Annotated in this window: 25 protein-coding genes and 1 pseudogene; 11 read left to right on the plus strand and 15 right to left on the minus strand. The window is 69.8% G+C overall.

Annotated elements, in window-relative coordinates:
• Positions 1–36: 36 nt before the first annotated feature.
• Both ACGFIK_RS04280 and ACGFIK_RS04285 read right to left on the minus strand, forming a co-directional pair.
• Positions 37–837 (minus strand): hypothetical protein, encoded by an 801-nt coding sequence (locus ACGFIK_RS04280; RefSeq protein ID WP_327022728.1) that lies wholly within the window; start codon positions 835–837, stop codon positions 37–39.
• A 102-nt stretch (positions 838–939) separates the two neighbouring features.
• On the minus strand, positions 940–1581 hold the full coding sequence (locus ACGFIK_RS04285) for a DUF4245 domain-containing protein (RefSeq protein WP_327022729.1): 642 nt from the start codon (positions 1579–1581) through the stop codon (positions 940–942).
• Between the two features lie 157 nt (positions 1582–1738).
• Here ACGFIK_RS04285 and glpX point away from each other — a divergent pair, with 157 nt between their 5' ends.
• Both glpX and ACGFIK_RS04295 read left to right on the plus strand, forming a co-directional pair.
• Positions 1739–2770 carry a class II fructose-bisphosphatase gene (gene glpX / locus ACGFIK_RS04290; RefSeq protein ID WP_327022730.1) on the plus strand — a complete coding sequence of 344 codons (1032 nt, stop codon included), beginning with the start codon at positions 1739–1741 and terminating at the stop codon, positions 2768–2770.
• Between the two features lie 37 nt (positions 2771–2807).
• Entirely contained in the window at positions 2808–3791 is a 984-nt protein-coding gene (locus tag ACGFIK_RS04295) for a DMT family transporter (RefSeq protein WP_393337603.1), read from the plus strand.
• 9 nt (positions 3792–3800) lie between these two features.
• On the opposite strand, the gene ACGFIK_RS04300 is transcribed toward ACGFIK_RS04295, so the two are convergent.
• From ACGFIK_RS04300 to ACGFIK_RS04320, 5 genes are all read right to left on the minus strand, one after another.
• A complete protein-coding gene (locus tag ACGFIK_RS04300) occupies positions 3801–4454 on the minus strand; it encodes a rhomboid family intramembrane serine protease (protein ID WP_327022731.1) in 654 nt (217 codons plus the stop codon).
• Between the two features lie 146 nt (positions 4455–4600).
• Positions 4601–5281: a transglycosylase SLT domain-containing protein gene (locus ACGFIK_RS04305; protein ID WP_327022732.1), complete on the minus strand. Its 681-nt coding sequence runs from the start codon at positions 5279–5281 to the stop codon at positions 4601–4603.
• 285 nt (positions 5282–5566) lie between these two features.
• Complete coding sequence (locus tag ACGFIK_RS04310; protein WP_327022733.1) at positions 5567–6982, minus strand: PhoH family protein; 1416 nt, start codon at positions 6980–6982, stop codon at positions 5567–5569.
• A 363-nt stretch (positions 6983–7345) separates the two neighbouring features.
• The gene (locus tag ACGFIK_RS04315) at positions 7346–7681 is read right to left on the minus strand and encodes a hypothetical protein (protein ID WP_327022734.1); all 336 of its coding nucleotides are present in this window, start codon (positions 7679–7681) and stop codon (positions 7346–7348) included.
• Between the two features lie 28 nt (positions 7682–7709).
• A complete protein-coding gene (locus tag ACGFIK_RS04320) occupies positions 7710–8054 on the minus strand; it encodes a hypothetical protein (protein ID WP_327022735.1) in 345 nt (114 codons plus the stop codon).
• A gap of 264 nt (positions 8055–8318) precedes the next feature.
• Here ACGFIK_RS04320 and ACGFIK_RS04325 point away from each other — a divergent pair, with 264 nt between their 5' ends.
• The 3 genes from ACGFIK_RS04325 (at position 8319) to otsB (ending at position 10168) form a co-directional block, all read left to right on the plus strand.
• The gene (locus ACGFIK_RS04325) at positions 8319–8762 is read left to right on the plus strand and encodes a helix-turn-helix transcriptional regulator (RefSeq protein ID WP_327022736.1); all 444 of its coding nucleotides are present in this window, start codon (positions 8319–8321) and stop codon (positions 8760–8762) included.
• Between the two features lie 160 nt (positions 8763–8922).
• Positions 8923–9276: a hypothetical protein gene (locus ACGFIK_RS04330; protein ID WP_327022737.1), complete on the plus strand. Its 354-nt coding sequence runs from the start codon at positions 8923–8925 to the stop codon at positions 9274–9276.
• 67 nt (positions 9277–9343) lie between these two features.
• Complete coding sequence (gene otsB, locus ACGFIK_RS04335) at positions 9344–10168, plus strand: trehalose-phosphatase (RefSeq protein ID WP_327022738.1); 825 nt, start codon at positions 9344–9346, stop codon at positions 10166–10168.
• Between the two features lie 19 nt (positions 10169–10187).
• Here the strand turns inward: otsB and ACGFIK_RS04340 are convergent, their stop codons facing one another.
• The 3 genes from ACGFIK_RS04340 to ACGFIK_RS04350 form a co-directional block, all read right to left on the minus strand.
• Positions 10188–10958 carry an isoprenyl transferase gene (locus ACGFIK_RS04340; RefSeq protein ID WP_327022739.1) on the minus strand — a complete coding sequence of 257 codons (771 nt, stop codon included), beginning with the start codon at positions 10956–10958 and terminating at the stop codon, positions 10188–10190.
• 90 nt (positions 10959–11048) lie between these two features.
• The gene (locus ACGFIK_RS04345; RefSeq protein WP_327022740.1) at positions 11049–11900 is read right to left on the minus strand and encodes a hypothetical protein; all 852 of its coding nucleotides are present in this window, start codon (positions 11898–11900) and stop codon (positions 11049–11051) included.
• A gap of 32 nt (positions 11901–11932) precedes the next feature.
• Positions 11933–13780, minus strand: coding sequence for a phosphoenolpyruvate carboxykinase (GTP) (locus ACGFIK_RS04350; RefSeq protein ID WP_327022741.1), 1848 nt, complete (start codon positions 13778–13780; stop codon positions 11933–11935).
• Between the two features lie 137 nt (positions 13781–13917).
• Here ACGFIK_RS04350 and ACGFIK_RS04355 point away from each other — a divergent pair.
• From ACGFIK_RS04355 to ACGFIK_RS04365, 3 genes and pseudogenes are all read left to right on the plus strand, one after another.
• Positions 13918–14002, plus strand: a pseudogene (locus tag ACGFIK_RS04355) (GtrA family protein); the annotation flags it as partial.
• 194 nt (positions 14003–14196) lie between these two features.
• A complete protein-coding gene (locus ACGFIK_RS04360; RefSeq protein ID WP_327027267.1) occupies positions 14197–14724 on the plus strand; it encodes a GtrA family protein in 528 nt (175 codons plus the stop codon).
• A gap of 63 nt (positions 14725–14787) precedes the next feature.
• Positions 14788–15504 carry a GtrA family protein gene (locus ACGFIK_RS04365; RefSeq protein WP_327022742.1) on the plus strand — a complete coding sequence of 239 codons (717 nt, stop codon included), beginning with the start codon at positions 14788–14790 and terminating at the stop codon, positions 15502–15504.
• Between the two features lie 61 nt (positions 15505–15565).
• On the opposite strand, the gene ACGFIK_RS04370 is transcribed toward ACGFIK_RS04365, so the two are convergent.
• On the minus strand, positions 15566–16126 hold the full coding sequence (locus ACGFIK_RS04370; protein WP_327022743.1) for a PH domain-containing protein: 561 nt from the start codon (positions 16124–16126) through the stop codon (positions 15566–15568).
• 233 nt (positions 16127–16359) lie between these two features.
• A complete protein-coding gene (locus tag ACGFIK_RS04375) occupies positions 16360–17244 on the minus strand; it encodes a biotin--[acetyl-CoA-carboxylase] ligase (protein ID WP_327022744.1) in 885 nt (294 codons plus the stop codon).
• 67 nt (positions 17245–17311) lie between these two features.
• On the opposite strand from ACGFIK_RS04375, the gene ACGFIK_RS04380 reads away from it, so the two are divergent.
• A complete protein-coding gene (locus ACGFIK_RS04380; RefSeq protein WP_327022745.1) occupies positions 17312–18895 on the plus strand; it encodes an acyl-CoA carboxylase subunit beta in 1584 nt (527 codons plus the stop codon).
• A gap of 141 nt (positions 18896–19036) precedes the next feature.
• Here ACGFIK_RS04380 and ACGFIK_RS04385 read toward each other — a convergent pair whose 3' ends face one another.
• The 3 genes from ACGFIK_RS04385 to ACGFIK_RS04395 all read right to left on the minus strand — a co-directional run bounded on the left by ACGFIK_RS04385 (position 19037) and on the right by ACGFIK_RS04395 (position 21232).
• Positions 19037–19906, minus strand: a complete 870-nt coding sequence (locus tag ACGFIK_RS04385; protein ID WP_393337614.1) for a hypothetical protein — start codon at positions 19904–19906, stop codon at positions 19037–19039.
• Positions 19899–20399, minus strand: coding sequence for a SigE family RNA polymerase sigma factor (locus tag ACGFIK_RS04390; protein WP_327022747.1), 501 nt, complete (start codon positions 20397–20399; stop codon positions 19899–19901). Before ACGFIK_RS04390 ends, ACGFIK_RS04385 begins: the two co-directional genes overlap by 8 nt.
• A gap of 89 nt (positions 20400–20488) precedes the next feature.
• Positions 20489–21232 carry a M50 family metallopeptidase gene (locus ACGFIK_RS04395; protein ID WP_327022748.1) on the minus strand — a complete coding sequence of 248 codons (744 nt, stop codon included), beginning with the start codon at positions 21230–21232 and terminating at the stop codon, positions 20489–20491.
• 100 nt (positions 21233–21332) lie between these two features.
• Between ACGFIK_RS04395 and ACGFIK_RS04400 the strand changes: the two genes are divergently transcribed.
• Positions 21333–21479, plus strand: coding sequence for a hypothetical protein (locus ACGFIK_RS04400; protein WP_327022749.1), 147 nt, complete (start codon positions 21333–21335; stop codon positions 21477–21479).
• Positions 21480–21597: 118 nt separating this feature from the next.
• Positions 21598–22350, plus strand: coding sequence for a GH25 family lysozyme (locus ACGFIK_RS04405; RefSeq protein WP_327022750.1), 753 nt, complete (start codon positions 21598–21600; stop codon positions 22348–22350).
• The last annotated feature ends 45 nt before the right edge of the window (positions 22351–22395 follow it).

Consider the following 22395-nt stretch of genomic DNA (forward strand, 5'->3'; position numbering starts at 1 on the left):
CATGCCCGCTCCCCCGTCCGGGTGACACCTGTCGACCTAGCTGAACATCTCCAGGAGTTGGTCGTTGGCCTCGACGATCTCGTCGTCCGCCGGCTTCTTGGCCGGGCTGGCCGCACCGTAGTCGGCGTACTTGACCGTGATCTCCTGCGCCTTGAGCTCGCCGGCGGCCGGCACGGAGAGCACCAGCTCGGTCAGTCTGCCCTGGTCGTCGACCTTCGCGGTGAAGGGGATCTCCTTGGCCTGGTCACCCAGGGCCTTGAGCATGTCCTCGTCCGCGGCCACGGAGTCCTTGGCAGCGGTGATGTCGATCTTGCCGCTGTAGGTGCCCGGGCCGGTCTCCTGGACCTCACCCAGACCCTTGAACATCTCGGCGGAGTTGGCCGGGTCGGTGCCGTCCTTGAAGATGTCGAGGCTCTTGGCGTCGCCGGCCTTGGTGGCGTCGACGTGCTGGTACTTGCCCTTCATGTCTTCCGCCCCCGGGAGGCTGGCGAACAGCTCACCCAGGTCCATCTTCACGTAGCTGTCGGCGTCGATCTTGATGATCTCCATCTCCATGGTGAAGGTCTCGTCGCCGGCCTTCATGGAGAACTGCGCGCTGTTGCTCGGCTTGTGGACGCTGCCGCCTCCCTTGATCGACTCCGAGTCGATCGTGAAGGTGAAGTTCCCCTCGTTCAACTCCTTGGTGGAGGCGACCAGGGCCGTCTTCGGGTCCTTCGGGATGGAGGCCGCCGTGCCCGACCCGCTGGACGAGTCGGTGGCGTCGGAATTGCAGGCGGCTACGCCGGGAACCAGCAAGGTGGCGGCGAGAACGCCCACGCTCCAGCGTCGAATCTTCACAGAAAATCTCTTCTCAAACTGGGAAAGCCGGACGGTTCACACCACCCGAGAAACGAACGCCGGAAGCGTAACGGATCGGACCGACATCTCGCGGCCCGTAAATCAGTCCACGGCGCTGGCCATCTCCCGCAGTTCGTTGTCCCGGGCATCGCCGATCACGATCACGGTGCGGTCCGGCTGAAGCAGCACCAGGGCCTGCTCGTTGCCCCGCGCGGTGTACCGCTGCCAGGTGCCATCACCGAGATCGGTCTGCCCCTGCGGTTGTCCCGCGTCGGTGAGTTCGGTGGGCAGCAGTCGCTCCGGCGGCACGTTGCTCTGCACCAACTGGACGCCACGTCCTTCCGGGGTGACATATCCCACCCGCAGGGTGGAACCCCCCTCTACCGCGCGGTAGGAGGCCCGGATGGGTTGCCATTCCTTGCTCAGCCCGGAGGGCACACTCACCGGGAACTCCCCGGCGGATTGCGCCTGCTCGAAGGCCGGCACCGGATCGATCGGAGTCGGCTGGTCGCCGCCGAGAAAACCCCGGTAGAAGGCGAGCAGCAGGGCAATCGGGATCAGCAGCACCAGCAGGGAGATGGCCATGTCGCGGGGCGAGCGGGTGGAGGCCGGCTTCCCGGGCGCCGCCGAGGGGCCCGGAGGCCGGTCAGGTCCGCCCGGGCCGCCCCGCCGCTCGGCGGTCGGCCGGGCATCGCCCGGCGGCTGGTCTGCGGGTTCGCGGTCGGCAGGCAGTGCAGATTCCACCCGACCATTCTGGCAGCCGCCCGACCGGCGGTATCCGGCCCATCACCGCCCCGCCCCCGCTCCGCGTCCGCCATCGTGTGAGGATCAGGGACACCGCCGGCAGCTGCCCACTGTCGGCCCGGTCAACCCCGCACCGCCGCGAGGAGGAGCCGTTCAGATGACGACCACCAGGACGCGTACCCCACAGAATCTCGACCGCAACCTCGCTCTCGACCTGGTCCGGGTCACCGAGGCGGCAGCGATGGCTGCCGGCCGGTGGGTGGGACGGGGCGACAAGGAGGGCGGCGACGGCGCCGCCGTCGACGCCATGCGCAAGCTGATCAACTCGATCCCCATGCGCGGGATCGTGGTGATCGGTGAGGGCGAGAAGGACAACGCCCCGATGCTCTTCAACGGGGAAGAGGTCGGTGACGGCAGCGGCCCGGAGGTGGACGTCGCCGTCGACCCGATCGACGGTACGACCCTGATGAGCAAGGGGATGCCGAACGCCCTGGCGGTGCTGGCGGTCGCCGAGCGGGGTGCGATGTTCGACCCCAGTGCGGTCTTCTACATGGAGAAGCTCGCCGTCGGACCGGCCTACGCGGACGTCGTCGACATCAACGCCGGTGTCGCCGAGAACCTGCGCCGGATCGCCAAGGTCAAGGGCACCAGCGTCTCCGAGGTGACGGTCTGTGTGCTCGACCGGCCCCGCCACGACGGCCTGGTCGACGACATCCGCCGGGCCGGTGCCGGCATCCGCTTCATCTCCGACGGCGACATCGCCGGCGCCATCGCCGCCGCCCGCGGGGAGTCCGACGTCGACGTGCTGATGGGCATCGGCGGCACCCCCGAGGGGATCACCGCGGCCTGCGCCCTGAAGTGCATGGGCGGGATGATGCAGGCCAAGCTCTGGCCGCAGGATGAGGCCGAGCGGGAGAAGGCGTTGGCTGCCGGGCACGACCTGGACCGGGTGCTGACCACGGACGACCTGGTCACCGGCGACAACTGCTTCTTCGTGGCCACCGGGGTCACCTCCGGTGACCTGCTGCGGGGGGTGCGGTACCGAGCCGGTGGGGCGTACACCCAGTCGATCGTCATGCGGTCCAAGAGCGGCACCATCCGGGTGATCGACTCGTACCACCGGTTGGAGAAGCTGGCGCTCTACTCGGCGGTGGACTTCGACGGCCGGCCGCTGGCCGAGCAGGCGTGAGCGGGTACGACAGACGAACCCCCACGGGGGCCAGGGAGTGAGCCAGCCCCGGACGTCACCCTCCGTGGGGCGCCGGGTCGGCGCGGTGGCCCTGGCGGCGGTGGCCGGGATGGCGGTGGCCGTCCAGTCGCGGATCAACGGCGAACTGGGCGTACGCCTCGGCGACGGCCTGGCCGCAGCCGTGATCTCCTTCGGGGTCGGCCTGCTGCTGCTGATGGTGCTGCTGCCGGCCACCCGCAGTGGGCGTCGCGGGCTGGCTGCCCTGCGGGACGCCCTGGCCTCGGGTGCCCTGCGCCCCTGGCAGTGCCTGGGCGGGGCCTGTGGAGCCCTGCTGGTGTTCACCCAGGGGGCCACGGTCGGCACCCTGGGGGTGGCCGCTTTCACGGTGGCGGTGGTAGCCGGGCAGTCCGGCAGCAGCCTGGCGGTCGACCGAGCGGGCATCGGCCCGGGTGGACGGCAGCCGGTGACCGGCACCCGGCTGGCCGGTGCGGTCCTGACCGTGGTCGCGGTGCTGCTGGCCGTCGGCGGTCGAGGGCTGGAACCGGAGACCCTCGGGCTGATCGCGCTGCCGCTGATCGCCGGGATCGGGGTGGCCTGGCAGCAGGCGGTGAACGGTTGGGTCCGGGTGGCCAGCGGCAGCACGCTGACCGCCACCGGAGTGAACTTCGCCGTCGGGACCAGCGTCCTGCTCGTCGCCTTCGCCGTCAGCCTGGGGGTACGCGGCGTACCCTCGGGCAGCCTGCCGACCGAGCCCTGGCTCTACCTGGGCGGGCTGGTCGGGGTGTCGTTCATCGCGGTCGCCGCCGCGGTGGTGCGGCTCATCGGCGTACTCGTGCTCGGGCTGGCCACCATCGCCGGCCAGGTCATCGGTGCGGTGCTGCTGGACGTGGTGCTGCCCACGGCCGCCTCGCAGCCCGGCCCGCGGACCTTCCTGGGGGCCCTGCTGACCCTGGTCGCCGTCGCGGTCGCCACCCTGGGCGGTCGGCTCCACGCCCTGACCGGACGCCTAAGGTCCCGGTGAGGGTACGGCTCAGGGCATGGTCATCGGCGACTGGGAGCCGTACGGGTCGTCGTACTCCGTACGTCGACGGCGGAAGATGATCGCCGCCACGATGCCGCCCAGCAGTCCGAACAGGTGCCCCTGCCAGGAGATCCGTTCGTCCGTCGGCAGGACGAGCGCCAGTTGGCCGCCGTAGAGCAGACCGACCAGCAGGAAGACGGCGAAGTTCCACCAGCTGCGCTCGAAGATGCCCCGGGTCAGCAGGATGCCCAGGTAGCCGAAGATGACCCCGCTGGCCCCGACGACGATCGTGTTGGGCGACCCGGTGAACCAGACACCCAACCCGCTGGCCAGGACGATCACCAGGGTGGACCAGAGGAACCGCCGGGCGCCGGCGGCCAGTACGAAGGTGCCGAGCAGGATCAGCGGGATGCTGTTGCTGTAGAGGTGCTCGAAGCCGTGGTGCAGGAAGGGTGAGAAGAAGACCCCGTCCAGTCCCTCGATGCGTTGCGGGATGATGCCGGCGGCGGCGTCGAAGCCGGCACCGAGCCAGGTGTCCAGGCCCTCGATGAGGAAGAGCACCGGCACCACGGCGCACATCGCGACGAAGGCCCGGCCGATGGACGCATAGAAGGCTTCCGTGCCGAACCGGTGCGGGTCGCCGTTGACAGGGTGCAGGGTCACCTGTCAACAGCTATCAGCAAACTCCGGCAGCCGCCACTCTTCGCCCCAGGGCACCGCCCCTCGGCATACGGTCGGCACGGACAGCGCGGGGTCGGCGGGAACCAGGGAGACACCCCTTCGTTCCCGCCGACCCGGCGGTCAAGCGGTCAGTACCAGCCGCGGTTCTGCGAGTGGTTCCAGGCGTTGCACGGCGTACCGTGGCGGCCCTTGATGTAGCCGAGGCCCCACTTGATCTGGGTGACCGGGTTGGTCTCCCAGTCCGCGCCGACCGTGGCCATCTTGCTGCCCGGCATGGCCTGCGGGATGCCATGGGCGCCAGAGCTGCTGTTGTGGGCCCGGGGGTTCCAGCCGCTCTCCTTGTTCCAGAGCCTGTCCAGGCAGGGGAACTGGTCGATCTTGAAACCAGCGTCGATCATCAGGGCGCAGCCGGTCTTCCGGTGCCCGCTGTACTCCTTGCAGGAGGCCGGGACCGGTCCGTCGTACGGCTTGAGGGCCCGGGCCCGAGCGGCGGCAGCCTCCTTGGCGGCCTTCTCCGCAGCAGCCTTCTTGCGTGCCGCCTCCTCGGCCTTGCGGGCCTTCTCGGCGGCCGCGCGGGCCTGCTTCCTGGTCTCGGCGGCCTGCTGACGCACCGCCCGTACCTGGCGGGAGACCTGCTGCTCCTGCCGGTAGTCGACGTCGATCTCGGTGACACTGCCGGCCACCTGCGCGCCCGGATCCGGGCGCGGCGTCTGGCGGTCATCGCTGAGGTAGAAGCCGCCGGCGATGCCCCCGGAGAGCAGCACGACAGCGACGCCACGAGCGGCGAACCGGCTCCACAGCCGACTCACGTGGTGATCCCTTCGTCGGGGTCAGGGACACGGGGTGACCCAGCCCACCGGCCGAAGCACACCGCGAGCGCCCGTGACCGGCTTCCCGGTCACCGTGGCCGCACCTCCTTCACCCGGTGATCATCCGTCTCCCTCAGGGGAGGTGACGAATGGCCACCAACGCTTCCAGCGGTACGTGAGCGCCGTGGGACACGATCGCGCACAGTGAGGCGGTTGGGAAACGCCCAGACTGCATTGTGACGTGGGTCACTTGCAAAATGCAGGTAAAAACGCCCTAAAAGGCCATCATTGCGGGATGTCCTCCAGCAGATCGGTCACCATGGCGGCGATCGGGGACCGCTCCGAACGGCTGAGGGTGACATGCGCGAAGAGTTGATGCCCCTTGAGGGCCTCGATCACCGCGGTCACTCCGTCGTGCCGGCCGACCCGGAGGTTGTCCCGCTGGGCGACGTCGTGGGTCAGGACCACCCGGGACCCCTGGCCGATCCGGGAGAGCACCGTCAGCAGGACCCCCCGCTCCAGTGACTGGGCCTCGTCGACGATGACGAAGGCGTCGTGCAGGCTGCGCCCGCGAATGTGGGTCAGCGGCAGCACCTCCAGCAGACCCCGCGAGGTGACCTCCTCCAGCACGTTCTCGTGCACCACCGCACCCAGGGTGTCGAAGACCGCCTGGGCCCAGGGCGACATCTTCTCCGACTCCGAACCGGGCAGGTAGCCGAGTTCCTGGCCGCCGACGGCGTACAGCGGGCGGAAGACGATGACCTTCTTGTGCCGGCGGCGCTCCATCACCGCCTCCAGCCCGGCGCAGAGCGCCAGGGCCGACTTTCCGGTACCGGCCCGGCCGCCCAGCGAGACGATGCCGATCGACTCGTCGAGCAGCAGATCCAGGGCGATCCGCTGCTCGGCGGAGCGGCCGTGCACCCCGAACGCCTCCCGGTCGCCACGTACCAACCGGACGGTCTTGTCCGGCAGCACCCGACCGAGGGCGGACCCCCGGGTGGAGTGCAGCACCAGGCCGGTGTGGCAGGGCAGGCCGGCTGCGGCGTCCACATCGATGGCCTCTCCGGCGTAGAGCCGTCCGATGTCCTCCTCGGCCAGATCCAGCTCGGCCATCCCCGTCCAGGTCGGGTCGCTGGCCTGGCCGTGCCGGTACTCGTCGGCCCGCAGCCCGACCGAGGCGGCCTTGACCCGCAGCGGCATGTCCTTGCTGACCAGGGTCACCTCCCGCCCCTCGGCGGCGAGATTCAGGGCTACGGAGAGGATCCGGGCGTCGTTGGACTCGTTGCGGAAGCCCGGCGGCAGTACCCCGTCGTCGGTGTGGTTGAGCTCCACCCGCAGGGTGCCACCCTCGTCGTTGGCGGGCACCGGCAGATCCAGCCGCCCATGCCGGATGCGCAACTCGTCCAACATGCGCAGCGATTTGCGGGCGAACCAGCCCAACTCGGGATGGTGTCGCTTGCCCTCCAGTTCGGAGATCACCACCAGGGGCAGGACCACCTCGTGCTCGGCGAAGCGGTGGAACGCCGCCGGGTCGCTGAGCAGGACGGAGGTGTCCAGCACAAAGGACTGTCCCGCTGGTCGAGGCTCCCTGGTGTCGGCCGATCCGGCAGCCGCGCCACGGCGGCTCCGGGCGGTACGGCGGGTCGTGGCAGTCGCGGCCGAGCCCTGGTCGGCACCGGCGGTTGTACGGCGAGTGGTCACAGGCCTGCTCCGGCGGATGGGCACCCGGCCACCCGCGGTCCGCCTCCTCCGGTGCCCGACGGACACGGGGTCGGATGCGGGCCCCGTGCGCGAGGTCGCAGGCCGGGCGGGCCGGCTGGCTCGGGACAGTCCCGCGCCATGCCTAGACGCTAGCTGCCCGCACCCGTCCCGGCTAGAGCATGATTCAGGGGGTCGATCCGCTGGCCCCCACGACGAGCGGTGCACCGGCCGGGATGCATGCCCCCTGCGCGCACCCCGGCCGGTGGGACCACCGTCCCGGTCTGACGTGATCCCCCGCGGTACCCGCCCCAGCAGGGCGGTACCCCGCGGTCCTGGACGGTCCCGCAGGCCCGTCGACCGGTCTCAGCCGGTTCGTCGTACCAGGGCGCCGGTCGGGTGCCGCCCGGTGACCGAGGCGGTCGGCGTCGTGAACGACGATCCGGTGTACGTGGTGCCCGGGCGAGCCACCGCGGCGGGTGCCCGGGTGTTGCCCGGCCCGGTGACCGCCAGGGCGGTGGCGATCGCGGCCTGGGCGTCCCGGCGCCGCCGGTTCCAGGCCCCACGGTCACCGTCGAAGTAGCCCTGCCGGTAGCCGAAGCGGTAACCGATCCGGTAGCTGAGCTGCCCGTGCAGTCGCCCGGCGGCGTAGCTCGTCGCGGCGAGCACGACCACCAGGAAGATCGCGAGGAAAGGACTCATCCGGCGGCTCCGGTACCTCGCACGTTGTTCATCGTTCCTCCGGCTCGACAGTCGTCGGGTCGATCACCAGCAGCCGGTCCAGGTCGTCCGTACCGACCTCCTCCACCAGCTCGACGGTGATCCGGCAGCCGTCCATCACGACCTCGGCCACCGACGACCGCCGGATCTCCCCACCGGCCTCGTAGACCCGGACGCTGAGCTCCGGGCAGCCGAGGTGGGTCCGCCAGGCGTCCCACTCGGCCCGGTCACCGACGCTGAGCGAGAGGTAACGGCATCCCCGGGCCAGGTAGAGCCGCCAGGGTGCGCTCAGCCCCGCGGCGACACCCTCCGCGACCAGACCGAAGGCCTGGGCACGGGTCGCGAGTTCGGTCACCACACCTCCCACGCAACGGGCGCGTGACGCAGGCGAGCACCATTCGTCTCATGCACGTGACACACCGTAGGTTGTCCCATGGGCGTGACAGTATCAGCTTTTCGCATGTTTGCCCCGGCACCTACGTACATCTATCCTGCCTAGGTGAGACCCCTCAGGAGCAGTGATTGGCCGCCGTACGACCACCCACCACCAGCGTCACGTAAGCGTGACAGGGGCGCGCCGCGGCCCCCCACCCAGACTCAACGGTCGTACGGTCGCGAGGTGACCGAGACCGCCAACGCCCGGAAGATCGCCTTCGCCACCTTCGTCCGTCGGGCCCTGGAGGAGGCGCGCGCCACCCGGGCGTGGAGCGGCACCGAGGTCTCCCGGCGTACCGGGGTTTCCCGACAGACCATCAACCGCTGGGTACGCGGCGACTGGGCCAGTGACCCGGAGGCCGAGCGGGTGGTGGCGTTCTGTGACGGCCTTGGCCTCGACCCGGCGGCGGCCTTCGCGGCCCTCGGCTGGGACCGCACCACCTCCCGGCACCGGGCCGACCCGACACCCCCGCCGATGGATCCGGACGTCGAGGCCCTGCTGCGCCGCCTGGTCGACCCCGAGGTGTCGGACGCGGAGAAGTTCCACATCCGGGAAACCATCCGTTACCTCGCATACCGTCCGACTCTGCCGCCTGCCGGGCGAAAACGGGAAGAAGCGGCCAGCTAGTTCCTCAGATGGCGAAAGAACAGCAGGTCAGGCTCATTCGTTTCGCTACGGGGCGGGAACGGGCACGCTAGCGTCCGTATCTGTACTGCTTGGGCTCGTCGTCGGCGGGGGGACGGGACAAGGCCGAACCCAGCCCTGCGGGACAGAAGGAGGGTCTTTCATGACCCTGAAATGGTCGGCAGTCGTGGTCGCGACGATCTCGGTAACGCTCTGCGTCACCGGTAACGCAGTGACCCTGGCCCTCAACGGCGGGCAGCTTCCCCTGCTCGTCAACCTCTTCGCGCTCGCCGCGGCGAGCACCGCGATCGTCCTGGCCGTGCTGGCCGAGCTGCACGAGCGGCTCAACGACCGGGTCACCGCGCTCACCGAATTCCTGGTCGAGCGGCTGCGGGAGATCGAGGCGCAGACCGGCGACCGCAACGCCGGATTCGTGGAGGGCTACCTGCTCAGTCACGGTCAAGAGGCGGCCGTGGTGCCCTTCGGACGCCGAGGACGAGGAGCCGCCGAACGCTGAGCGCAAGGGCCGAACGAGCTCACTCGAGCCAGGATTCATCGCCGAAACCCGGGGTACGCTGTCGCGCGTGCCACCGTTGAATCTGGGCGACCAGCAGCCGAAGATCCCGTTGAATGCCGACCAGGCCTGGCGGGCCACCGCCGATCGGGCAGCCGAGACAGTTCTCTTCTTCGACTTCGACGGCACCCTCGCGCCGGTCGCCGACGACCCCACGAAGGTGCTGCCGGCGCCGAAGGTGCTGGCCGCTCTCGAGGCGCTGGCCCCGGTGGTGCGGCGGATCGCGATCGTCTCCGCCCGGCCGGTCGAGTTCCTGCGGGAGCACTTCGACGGGCTGCCCGGCGTGGACCTCTACGGCCTGTACGGGTTGGAGCACAGCCACTCCGGCGGCGAGATCGTCACCGAGCCGGCCGCCCTGCCGTTCGTGCCCACCATGAGCGAACTGGCCGAGCGGGCCCGAGCCGAACTTCCCGCCCAGGCCCTGGTGGAGTACAAGCGGCTGTCGGTGGCCCTGCACTGGCGTACCGCGCCTGCGCTGGCGGAGACGGTCGAGCAGTGGGGTAGGGCCCAGGCCGAGCGGCTGGGGCTGCGGGTGCAGGGCGGGCGGATGGTGCTGGAGATCAAGCCCCCGGTCGACCGGGACAAAGGCATGGTCATCGGCGAACTGGTGCAGGATGCCGGTGGCGCCTGGTACTTCGGCGACGACGTCTCCGACATCAAGGCCTTCGCCGCGTTGCGGGCCCGCGCCGCCGCGGACGCCGACTTCCTGGGGGTCTGCGTCGCCGTGGCCAACCCGGAGACCGGTGCCGAGGTCGCCGAGGCCGCCGACCTGACCATCGACTCCCCGGCCGCCCTGGGCGACTTCCTCACCGAGGCCACCCACCACCTGACCTGACGCCGGAGGACCCCGGCGGTCAGGCCCCGAAACGCCGCTGGCGGGTGGCGTACGAGCGCAGTGCGCGGAGGAAGTCGACCCGCCGGAAGTCCGGCCAGTTGAGTTCGCAGAAGTAGAACTCCGAGTGCGCCGACTGCCACAGCATGAAGCCGGACAGCCGCTGCTCCCCACTGGTACGGATGATCAGATCCGGATCGGGCAGACCACGGGTGTAGAGGTGCTCCGAGATGTCGTCGACATCGAGCGAGCCGGCCAGGTCCTCCAGGGTGCCGCCGTTGGCCGCATGCTCCAGCAGCAGCGAACGGACCGCGTCGGCGATCTCCCGGCGTCCGCCGTACCCGACCGCGATGTTGACCTGGGCACCGCCACTGCGCTCCCGGGTCCGCTCCTCGGCGGCCTTGAGCGCCTCGGCGTGGTGTGCCGGCAGCACGTCCAGGGCGCCCACCATCCGCAGCCGCCAGGGGTTGCCCGCCTCGGCCAGCTCGGTGGTCAGATCCTCGATGATCTGAAGCAGCGGATTCAGTTCCGCCGCCGGACGGGAGAGGTTGTCGGTGGAGAGCAGCCAGAGGGTCACGTGCCCGACGCCGGCCGCGTCACACCACCGCAGCAACTCCTTGATCCGCTCGGCACCCTTGCGGTGCCCGTCGTTCGGGTCCAGGAAGCCCATCTCCCGGGCCCACCTGCGGTTACCGTCGCACATCACGCCCACATGACGGGGCACCGGACGGCCCGCGAGCTTGGCCGTCAGCCGCCGCTCGTAGACGGAGTAGAGAAGTTTCCGCAGAGTCATCACTTGCAGAGTAGCGAGCCCTCGCGCCGGTGGGCGGGCCGGTGGCCGATACCGCGCACAGGCGGCAAAGGGCGGTCGAATCCCCCCAGGTCAGGATGAGGGTGTGGCGGTGGCTGCCCGGCGCACCCCGTACAGGGCCAGCCCCGCCGCGGCGACCAGTGGGGTGCCGTCACGGATCAGACCATCCACACCGAGTAACCACCAGCACAGCGGTAGGTCCACGGCCAGGACGGCCAGGGTGATCACCACCAGCAGGGTGCCCGCCCACCGGCTGCCGCGCATCAGGAACGCCGTGCAGAACAGCACCAGGTAGCTGGTGGCGATCCCGGCCGCCAGCCAGAACAGCACCGCGGGCAGCGCGAAGGGCCGCCCGTCCAGGATCGCCGCCCCGGCCACCAGGGCCGGTACGAGCATCAGCGGGCTGTAGGTGAAGGCGGCCACCCGGCTGGTCAGCAGCCAGGCGTTGGCCTCCGGCCTGCGGGGTGGGGTCTCCCGCCAGGAGATGCCGGACCGGTCGATGACCAGGCGGGGCCGGTGCCGCACCAGATGCTCCGCGATGGCCGGGGAGCGGTACAGCATCCAGACCACCATGGCGCACAGCAGGGTGAGCAGGGCGAAGCCGAGCAGGCCGGGCAGCGGCGGCACGCCGTGCCGGGGCACGATCAGGCGACCCACCGCGAAGACCGTGGTGATGGCGAGGATCAGGCCCAGCGGGCGGGCCACCGTACGCCCTCGTCGGACGTGACCGATCAGCAGCAGGAAGCCGAACGACCGCAGCATCGCCCAACCGGTACGCACCGCGAGCCCGAAGCCCTGCTCCGGGGCGTACCACCAGTTGAGCACCTCGACCACGACGGTGGCCAGGGCGGTCATGGCTAGCAGCACGGTCATGGCCCGGACGGCGGACGGCCGCCGGACCTCGGTCTCGGCGGCCGTCCTCATGGGATCCGATGATGCCTCGAATCCCGCCTGGATCACACCCCGCGCGGCTGCTCCGCGTCGAGTCGGGCCCGCAGGGCGTCCAACTCCGCCCAGAGGACCCCGGGCAGCTTGTCACCGAACTTCTCGAACCACTCGGTGACCAACGGCAGCTCGTTGCGCCACTCGTCCGGGTCGACCTTGAGCGCGATCCGGACATCCTCCGGAGTCATGTCCAGGCCCTCGACGTCGAGGGAGTCCAGCGTCGGGACCATGCCGATCGGGGTCTCGACGGCCTCCGCCCGACCCTCGAGCCGCTCGATGATCCACTTCAGGACCCGGGAGTTCTCCCCGAATCCGGGCCACAGGAAGCTGCCCTCGGGGTCCTTGCGGAACCAGTTGACGTAGTAGACCTTGGGCAGCTTCGACTCGTCGCCGTCGGCGCCCTTGCCCATCTCGATCCAGTGCCGGAAGTAGTCACCGCCGTGGTAGCCGATGAACGGCAGCATGGCCATCGGGTCGCGACGGACCACACCGACCGCGCCGGAGGCGGCGGCGGTGGTCTCCGAGGACAGGGTGGCGCCCATGTAGACACCGTGCACCCAGTCCCGGGCCTCGGTCACCAGCGGTACGGTGTCCCGCCGCCGGCCACCGAACAGGATCGCGTCGATCGGCACCCCGTTGGGGTCGTAGTAGTCCTCGGCCAGGATCGGGCACTGGGTGATCGGGGTGCAGAACCGGCTGTTGGCGTGCGAGGAGAGGCTGTCGCTCTCCGGGGTCCAGTCGTTGCCCTTCCAGTCGATCAGGTGCGCCGGCGGCTCACCCATCCCCTCCCACCAGATGTCGCCGTCGTCGGTCAGGGCGACGTTGGTGAAGATGGAGTTGCCCTTGTCCAGGGTCCGCATGGCGTTGGCGTTGGTCTTCCAGTCCGTGCCGGGTGCCACGCCGAACAGGCCGTACTCCGGGTTGACCGCGTACAGCCGGCCGTCCGGGCCGAACCGCATCCAGGCGATGTCGTCGCCGATGGTCTCGACCTTCCAGCCCGGGATGGTCGGCTCCAGCATGGCCAGGTTGGTCTTGCCGCAGGCCGAGGGGAAGGCCCCGGCGATGTGGTAGACCGTGCCCTCCGGCGAGGTGATCTTGAGGATCAGCATGTGCTCGGCGAGCCAGCCCTCGTCGCGGCCCATCACGCTGGCGATCCGCAGCGAGTAGCACTTCTTGCCGAGCAGCGAGTTACCGCCGTAGCCGGAGCCGAAGGACCAGATCTCCCGGGTCTCCGGGAAGTGCGAGATGTACTTGGTCTCGTTGCAGGGCCAGGCCACGTCCTGCTGGCCCGGCGCCAGCGGGGCGCCGATCGAGTGCAGGGCCTGCACGAAATCCGCGTCGTCGCCCATCGCCTCGAGGATCTTCGCACCCATCCGGGTCATGATCCGCATCGAGGCGACGACATATGGACTGTCGGTGATTTCCACACCGAACATGGGCTTCTCGGCCTCGACCGGACCCATCACGAACGGGATGACGTACATCGTCCGACCGCGCATCGAACCGCGGTACAGATCCGTCATCGTCCGCTTCATCTCGGCCGGCGCCATCCAGTTGTTGGTGGGGCCGGCGTCCGCTTCGTCCACCGAGCAGATGAATGTCCGCTCCTCGACGCGGGCGACATCCGTCGGGTCGGTCCGAGCGTAGAACGAGTTGGGTTTCTTCTCGGGATTGAGCCGGATGAGGGTACCGGCCTCGACCAGTTCATCGGTGAGGCGGCGCCACTCCTGATCGGACCCGTCCACCCAGACCACCTGGTCAGGGGTGGTCAGCTCAGCGACCTCACGGACCCAGGCGAGCAGTTTGGGGTGGGACGTCGGGGCCTGATCGATACCCCGAACAGTGGCCGGAGCAACCATGACACATCTCCTTGTGGTCGACGCTGACCTGTCTATGGGATGCACGAGTCTTGGCGCGCGTTGTGCGTCGCCTTCGTGGAAACCTGGGATTGGGCTCAGCGTAAACCGAGGGACCTCCCCAGTCAGTGGGACTGGTTGTGAAGAACTGCACAAGGCACGGGCACGCTGCCGCTTCACGGCTCTTTACCCGCTTTCGCGCGCAGTTTCACGCAAATCTTGCGGCGGGCCTCTATCCGCTCTACCCGACGGCGGCGCTTTGTCACCCGCTGGGAGGTAGTGGAATTCAACTCCGGATCGCTCAGGCCCGGTTACGCTCCGTTGATGCCCGAGTCCACCGCCGCGCCGACGGACACCGCAAGCGGTCGATCCGCCGCTATAGGGTCACGAACCGGTACGCTCGCACGGTGGCCGCCACGATGACCGGGGAGCCAGGCTCCCGGCAGACCCGCACGGGTCTGATCCACTCCCTGCGCGACCGTTTTGGTCACCTCGTGCGTGAGATGAGCAAGTTCGCCACGGTCGGCGGTGTGGCCTTTGTCATCGACTTCGCCCTGTTCAACTACCTGATCGGCCCCGCCGGTGTGGAGCAGATCACGGCGAAGACGATCGCCACGGTGATCGCGGCCACCTTCGCCTTCCTGGGCAACCGCTTCTGGACCTGGCGGCACCGCAAGCGCTCCCACCCGGCGCGCGAGTACGCCCTGTTCTTCTTCTTCAATGCCGTGGGGTTGGGCATCGCGGTGGCCTGCCTGGCCATCAGCCGGTACGGCCTGGGCAGCATCTGGCCGGAGGTCTTCCAGACCCGGCTGGCCGACAACATCGCCAGCTTCGTGGTGGGCACCGGCCTGGGGACCCTGTTCCGATTCTGGTCCTACCGACGGTTCGTCTTCGTGGATCCGGGAACCCCTGCCGTCACGGAAGTGAACCGGGACCGCGGGGCGTGACCTGCCGCCCACCCGTCCGGCCGGAGCCTGCCGGCCCCAGCCCACTGCCCTAAGGTGTTACGCATGCCTCTTGTCCGTCTGCTGCCTGAGCGCTGGCAGAAGTTCATCCATGAGGCGCTCAAATTCGGCCTGGTCGGTGGCGTCAACACCGCAATCAATTACGCGGTGTTCAACGCCCTGGCACTCACCGTTTTCGTCGATGGCCAACTGAAAGCGACAGTGGTCGCCACAGTGGTGGCGACCATCACGTCGTATCTGATGAATCGGCACTGGACGTACCGAGATCGCCCCAAATCGGCCATGCAGCGGGAATACGCCCTCTTCTTCCTTTTCAACGGGGTGGGCCTGCTGATCGAACTCGGGGTCCTGGCCGCCGCCAAGTACGGGCTGGGCATGACGAGCCTGCTGGCGCTGAATGTCGCCAAGACCGGCGGCGTGGTGTTGGCAACCCTGTTCCGCTTCTGGTCGTACCGCACCTTCGTGTTCCAGTCCGCGCCCGCCGAGCCGAAGCAGGCCTGGCAGGGCCTGCCGCGCGACGAGTGGGACACCATGGCCGAGATGGATCCGGTGGCCGAACTCGCCGAATCCATCACCGAGCTGGAGGAAGAGGAGCCACCGGCCACCCGGCCCACCGGCCTGACCGCCCGGCCGCTTCAGCCCCGCGCCGCCGCCCTGAGCAGCGAGGACGAACTCACCGCCGCGCTGGACAAGGAGCTGGCCGCCGAACTGGCCGCCGAACTGGCGCCCGCCCCGGCCCACCGCCGCTTCCGGCGGCGCTGATCCCGTACCTATGGAGAACGCCCGCCGTCACCGGCGGGCGTTCTCCATGTCATGCGAGGCCCTAGAGACCGGGCCGGTTGTTGTCACGTTCGGCGAGGATCTCACGCAGTTCCCCGTCGCCCAACGAGTGCTTGTCGTGGAACGCCTCGACCAGCTCGTAGAGCTTGGTCTGGACCCGGTCGACCTTCGGCACATCGGGCAGCACCGACTGACCCCGCTCACCGGCCGATTCGATCGTCAGGGTGCCGTAGCCCAGCAGACGCCCGACGAACTGCTGGTTCATCGAGTGGTCGTTGACCCGGCTGAGCGGGATGTCCCGCCGTTCCCGGGAGAACACCCCGTGCTGGATCACCACCCGCTCGTTGGTGAACAGATAGTGCGTGGTGCGCCAGCCGATGTACGGCCACAGCCCCAGCACCAGTACGGCCAGCACCGCCAGCCCGCCGATCACGGCGAGGGTGATGGAGCCGCCTCCACTGGAGGGTAGAAAGATCAAACCGACCACCACCGCGGCGATGGCGAGCACCAGCACCGCCACCGGCCGGATCAGGGCCTTCCAGTGCGGACGCAGATGCAGCACGACGTGCTCGTCCTCGGTGAGCACGTCTTCGGGGAACGCCACGGATACCTCCTCGCAGAACCGGACGCGCAGACGTTAACCCCCCAGACCCCCTCCGCCACATCCACCACGCGGCCACCCTCCCCACCCCTTCCCACCCCCTCCCACCCCTTTCCCCCGCGATCTTGCACTTTCGGTCGCCCATTCGCCCCGTTAAGCCCGATTCGTCCCGACCGAAAGTGCAAGATCGCCGCGCAGGAAGCGGGGGCGTGGGCGGCGACGCACGGGGGGTGGGGTTAGCGGAGGTGGAGGAGGTCGGCGGCGGGGAGGGAGTGGGTGGTGGGGGTGGGGTGGGGGGTGGTGAGGAGGAGGTGGCCCTCGCCGGTGATGGTGGTGGCGGTGCCGGTGAGGGTGGTGCCGTCGGGGAGGAGGGCGCGGACCTCGCGGCCTACGGTGGCGCAGACCTTCAGGTAGGCCTCCCGCAGGCCGCTGGCGGTCGCGTCGCCGTCGGCGTCCCGCCAGCGGGCGTACCAGTCGGCCAGCGAGCGCAACAGGGCCCGCAGCAGTGGGTCGCGGTCGGTGGCCGCCGCACCGGCCAGTTGCAGTGAGGTGGCCGGCAGGCCGGTCGGGTTCTCCGGCAGCTCGTCGGCCCGCAGGGTGACATTCAGCCCGATGCCGAGCACGACCGCGGGCGGGTCACCCAGGGCCGGGCCGGGCACCGCCTCGGCGAGGATGCCGGCGCACTTGGCCCCGTCGATCAGCAGATCGTTGGGCCACTTCAGGCCGGCCTCCAGCTCGGCCAGCCGACCGACCGCCTCCACCAGCGCCACCCCGGCCAGCAACGGCAGCCAGCCGTACCCCGCCGGTGGTGCGGGCCGCCAGCCACGGTCCGGCACGGCCTCCCCGGGCCGCAGCAGCACGCTCGTCGCGATGCCGGCCCGCGGCGGCGACTGCCAGGTCCGTCCGCGCCGCCCTCGGCCGGCGGTCTGCCGCTCGGCGACCACGACCAGCCCTTCCGGCTCCCCGCGCCGGGCCGCCTCGGCGACATCGGCGTTCGTCGAGCCGGTCTCGGTGTGCAGTTCCAGGCGCGCCCACGGGCCGTACGGCGTGACCAACGCCCGGCGCAGCCGCGCCGCCGACAGCGGCGGACGATCCAGATCGATGTACGGCGAGCCCGGCATCCCACCAGCGTACGGACTACCCCTCCTGCCGCACGCCGCTGACCTGAACCATCGTTATATTCCCAGGGTGACTACCGAATCCGGGAGCAATTTGCACAGCACCGCCGGCAAGCTGGCGGACCTGGCCCGACGGGTCGACGAGGCGGTGCACGCCGGGTCGGCCCGAGCGGTGGAGAAGCAACACGCCAGGGGTAAGAAGACCGCCCGTGAGCGGATCGAACTCCTGCTCGACGAGGGCTCCTTCGTCGAGCTGGACGAGTTCGCCCGGCACCGGTCCACCAACTTCGGGCTGGACCGCACCCGCCCGTACGGCGACGGGGTGATCACCGGCTACGGCACCATCGACGGCCGGCAGGTCTGCGTGTTCGCCCAGGACTTCACGGTCTTCGGCGGCTCCCTGGGCGAGGTCTTCGGCGAGAAGATCGTCAAGGTGATGGACCTCGCCATGAAGATCGGTTGCCCGGTCATCGGCATCAACGACTCCGGCGGGGCCCGCATCCAGGAGGGTGTGGTCTCCCTCGGCCTCTACGGCGAGATCTTCTTCCGCAACGTACGGGCCAGCGGGGTCATCCCGCAGATCTCCCTGATCATGGGCCCGTGCGCGGGCGGGGCGGTGTACTCCCCCGCGGTCACCGACTTCACCGTGATGGTCGACCAGACCTCGCACATGTTCATCACCGGTCCCGACGTCATCAAGACGGTCACCGGTGAGGACGTCGGCATGGAGGAGCTGGGTGGGGCCCGCACCCACAACAGCCGCAGCGGCAACGCGCACTACCTCGCCAGCGACGAGGAGGACGCGATCGACTACGTCAAGGCCCTGCTGTCCCACCTGCCGTCGAACAATCTCGACGAGCCGCCGGTCTTCCCGGTCGAGGCGGAGCTGGACGTCACCGACGCCGACCGGGAACTGGACACCCTGATCCCGGACTCGGCCAATCAGCCGTACGACATGCACCGGGTCATCGAGCACGTGCTCGACGACGGTGAGTTCGTGGAGGTCCAGCCGCTCTTCGCGCAGAACATGGTGGTCGGCTTCGGTCGGGTGGAGGGTCGGCCGGTCGGTGTGGTGGCCAACCAGCCGATGCACTTCGCCGGCACCCTGGACATCGCCGCCAGCGAGAAGGCGGCCCGCTTCGTGCGTACCTGCGACGCCTTCAACATCCCGGTGCTGACCTTCGTGGACGTGCCCGGCTTCCTGCCCGGCACCGGCCAGGAGTGGGACGGCATCATCCGCCGGGGTGCCAAGCTCATCTACGCGTACGCCGAGGCCACCGTGCCGAAGGTCACCGTGATCACCCGCAAGGCGTACGGCGGGGCGTACGACGTGATGGGCTCCAAGCACCTGGGGGCCGATCTCAACTTCGCCTGGCCGACCGCCCAGATCGCGGTGATGGGCGCCCAGGGGGCGGTGAACATCCTCTACCGGCAGGAGCTGGCCGCCGCCGAGGACCCGGCCGCCGTCCGCGCCGAGAAGATCGCCGAGTACGAGGACACCCTGGCCAACCCGTACGTGGCCGCCGAGCGCGGGTACGTCGACGCGGTGATCGCGCCGCACCAGACCCGTACCCAGATCATCCGGGGGCTACGGGTGCTGCGTACCAAGCGGGAGACCCTGCCGCCGAAGAAGCACGGCAACATCCCGCTCTGACCCCCTCCCCCACCTCCCCCACCCACCCCAAGCGCTGTTGATCATGAGGTTGGCGGCGGTAGTTGATCTCCACGATGCCGCCAACCTCATGATCAACGCGGCTCGATGGGGGTGGGTGTGGTGGGGAGGGTAGGGAGGGGGTTAGCAGGGGGGGTTGGCGGCGGGGCAGAGGCGGGTGGCGGCGAGGGTGGCGACGCGGCGTAGTTCCGCGTCGGTGGTGTCGCGGCCCAGGGCCAGCACCGTGACCAGGTCGCCGACGCGTACCACGGCTGTCGTGTCCGGGCTGGTCGGTCCCCGGCTCTCCCCGGTGTCCAGGTTGCGGGCCGTCACGACGACGTGTCGGATCAGCATCCCCTCGTCACCGGCCAGGGCGCGGTCGGTCACCTCCCAGCGGTGCTCCACCTCGGCCCGCGCGATCCGGTCCTCCCACGACACCTCGCCGGTCACCCGCCAGCTGGCACACGGTGCGATCAGCACGTCGAGCCGCTGGAGGAAACCGGCGGCGGTCTCCGGGGCCAGCCGGTAGACGGCCTGATTGAGCACCACGTCGGCCGGCCGGCGGGCACCGTCTGCGCTCGCCCGTAGCAGGGTCTGTGACCGGGAGTACCGGGACACCTCCCAGGCGTCGGTCTGCCCCTGTTCGGTGAGGCAGGCCAGCAGCAACTCGTCGACCCGCACCGGCTCACCGAAGCCCGCATGGCTCAGTGGAGGGTCCGTCTTCGTCGTCAGGTCCTCCGGCTGCACCAGCGCCTCGTGGGGGATCTCGGCGTACACCGGCAGCGAGGTCTGCGGCTGGGAGTCCGCCGACTGCGGCGGGGCCGACTGAGGGGCGGCCAGGCGTACCCCGGCGATCGCGGGCCCGGCGGCCAGGAGCACCACCGCGGTCGCCGCGCTCAGCATGGCCCGGCGGCGCCGACGGCGGGCCCGTTCACGCAGTACGGCCGGTTCCGGCCAGCGGACGTCCCGCAACTCGTTGTGGAGCCGCTCGACGAACATCATCTCGTCACGCACCGGGTGCCTCCTCCAGGTCGGTGACGGCGAGCAGTCCGGCGAGCGCGGTACGCCCCCGGGACAGGCGGGCCTTGACCGTGCCGACCGGAGCTGAGGTCTGCCGCGCGACCTCGGCGACCGGCAGGCCGACCAGGTAGTACAACGCGATCGCCACCCGCTGCTCCTCGGGCAGGCGACGCAGGGCGGCGACCACCTCGACGGTCTCCGTCCCCGGCGCGGGAACACTCTCCACCGCGCCGTGTCGCAGGTAGGCCCTAGCCCGGCTGCGCAGACTGCGCCACCGGCTCACCGCCAGCCGGCTGGCCACCACCCGTACCCAGGCCTCGGGGTCGTCGTAACGCCCCACCGTGGACCAGCGTTGCCACGCCCGCACGTACGCCTCCTGGACGGCGTCCTGGGCCTCGCCCAGGTCACCGGTGAGCACGTAGACGAAGCCGAGCAGCCGTTGTCGACTGCCCCGGTAGAACTCGTCGAACCCGTCGACGTCCGGCACCTGCCACCTCCTGCGGGTCGTAGACAACACGCACCAGGGGGTCGGGTGGTTGCCGCCAGGCCCTAGACGGTCCAGGCCGGAGGCTCAGGTCACCAGGTGATGCCGGCTTCGGTCAGCAGCGGGCCGGCCAGCATCAGCCCGCCGACGAGCAGCACGGCACAGTTGGCCAGGCCGAACAGGACGACCCAGAAGAAGGCCGGAAGTCCGGTGATGCCGGCTAGTTGGTCGGCGTCGGAGGCGGGCATCCCCCGCCGGGTACGCAGCCGTTGCAGCTCGATCACCGGGCGTACCCCGCCGAGCAGCAGAAACCACACACTGGTCCAGGCGAAGGCGGCCTGCACCTGCGGGCTGGCGTACCACGAGACGGCGAGCACCACCCCGCCGGTGACCAGCAGCGACAACACCCCGAACAGATTGCGGATCATGACCAGCATGGCCAGCAGGAGGAGCACCGCCAGCCAGAGCAGCAGGGTGATCCGGTTCCCGGCCAGCAGCCATGCCCCGCCCAGGCCGACCAGCGGCGGCGCCAGGTAGCCGGCCAGCAGGGTGAGTACCATCCCCGGGCCGGTGGGGCGACCGGCGGAGAGGGTCAGTCCCGAGGTGTCCGAGTGCAGTCGGATGCCACGCAGTTTGCGTCCGGTGAGCAGCGCGGCCAGGGCGTGACCGCCCTCGTGCGCGATGGTGATCGCGTTGCGGGCGATCCGCCAGGGCAGTCGGGTGCTGACCACCAGCAGCGCGGCCACCCCGGTGAGCAGCACCAGCAGCGGGGGCGGGTCGGGCTGCGCGCCGACCAGGCGGTCCCAGAACTCCGTCATGCCCTCGATCGACACCATGGGGCGCGAGCCTACCGGCCGCGTTCCGGTGTCACTGCCGGGCCAACCGCCCGTATCGTGTGACTGATCGGGTGGCGATCGGATCGGGAGGTGTACGCCGGTGAGCGCAGCCCCTCTGGAACCCCACGTCGGCCTCTGGACGGAGGACGACTACTTCGCCATGGGCGAGACCCATGACCGGATCGAGTTGCTCGACGGGAGCCTGATCGTGAGCCCTGCACCGAGCAATCCGGCCGCCCTGCGCTGATCGCCAGGTGGGCCGACGCCACAAGCCGGACATCGAAAATTATCTTTACCCCCATTGCCCGACCGGGCAGCTCCATCCAAAGATGGCTGTCTATTGACCGTCGTCTCAGGAGGACGCCATGGGTCAGGTCAGGTCTTCGCTGCGTCGGCTGACCGCCGCCGCACTCACCGTACTCGCCACCGCCGCCGCCGGGCTCGTCGCCACCGCGACCCCCGCCACGGCGGCCACCGTGCCCGGCATCGACGTCTCGCGCTACCAGGGCACCATCAACTGGACCAGCGTCCGTAACGCCGGCATCCAGTTCGCCTTCATCAAGGCCACCGAGGGTACGAGCTACAAGGACCCGAACTTCAACACCAACTACGTCAACGCGTACCACGCCGGGGTGATCCGGGGGGCATACCACTTCGCCCGGCCCAACATCTCCTCCGGCGCGGTCCAGGCCAACTACCTGGCCTCCAACGGCGGCGCCTGGTCGGCCGACAGCCGTACCCTGCCTGCCGCCCTGGACCTGGAGGCGAACCCGTACAGCGGCGGCTACTGCTACGGCCTGAGCACCACCGCGATGCGCAACTGGGTGCAGGACTTCCTGAACACCTACCGCTCCCGCACCGGCCGCTACGCGGTCATCTACACCACCACCAGCTTCTGGAACCAGTGCACCGGTAGCTGGAGCGGCCCCTGGAACAACCACCCGCTCTGGATCGCCCGCTGGTCGTCCTCCGTGGGCGCCCTGCCGGCCGGCGCCCCCTTCTGGAGCTTCTGGCAGTACACCGACTCCGGCCGGATCGCCGGTATCAGCGGCGCGGTGGACCGCAACTACTGGAACGGCGACCGCAGCCGGCTGATCGCCCTGGCCAATAACACCTGAGGTACGCCACCGGCGGCGGGCCTCCTCCGGTAGTGGACTCCGGCC

Source organism: Micromonospora sp. NPDC048871, assembly GCF_043198155.1.
Classification (GTDB): Bacteria; Actinomycetota; Actinomycetes; order Mycobacteriales; family Micromonosporaceae; genus Micromonospora.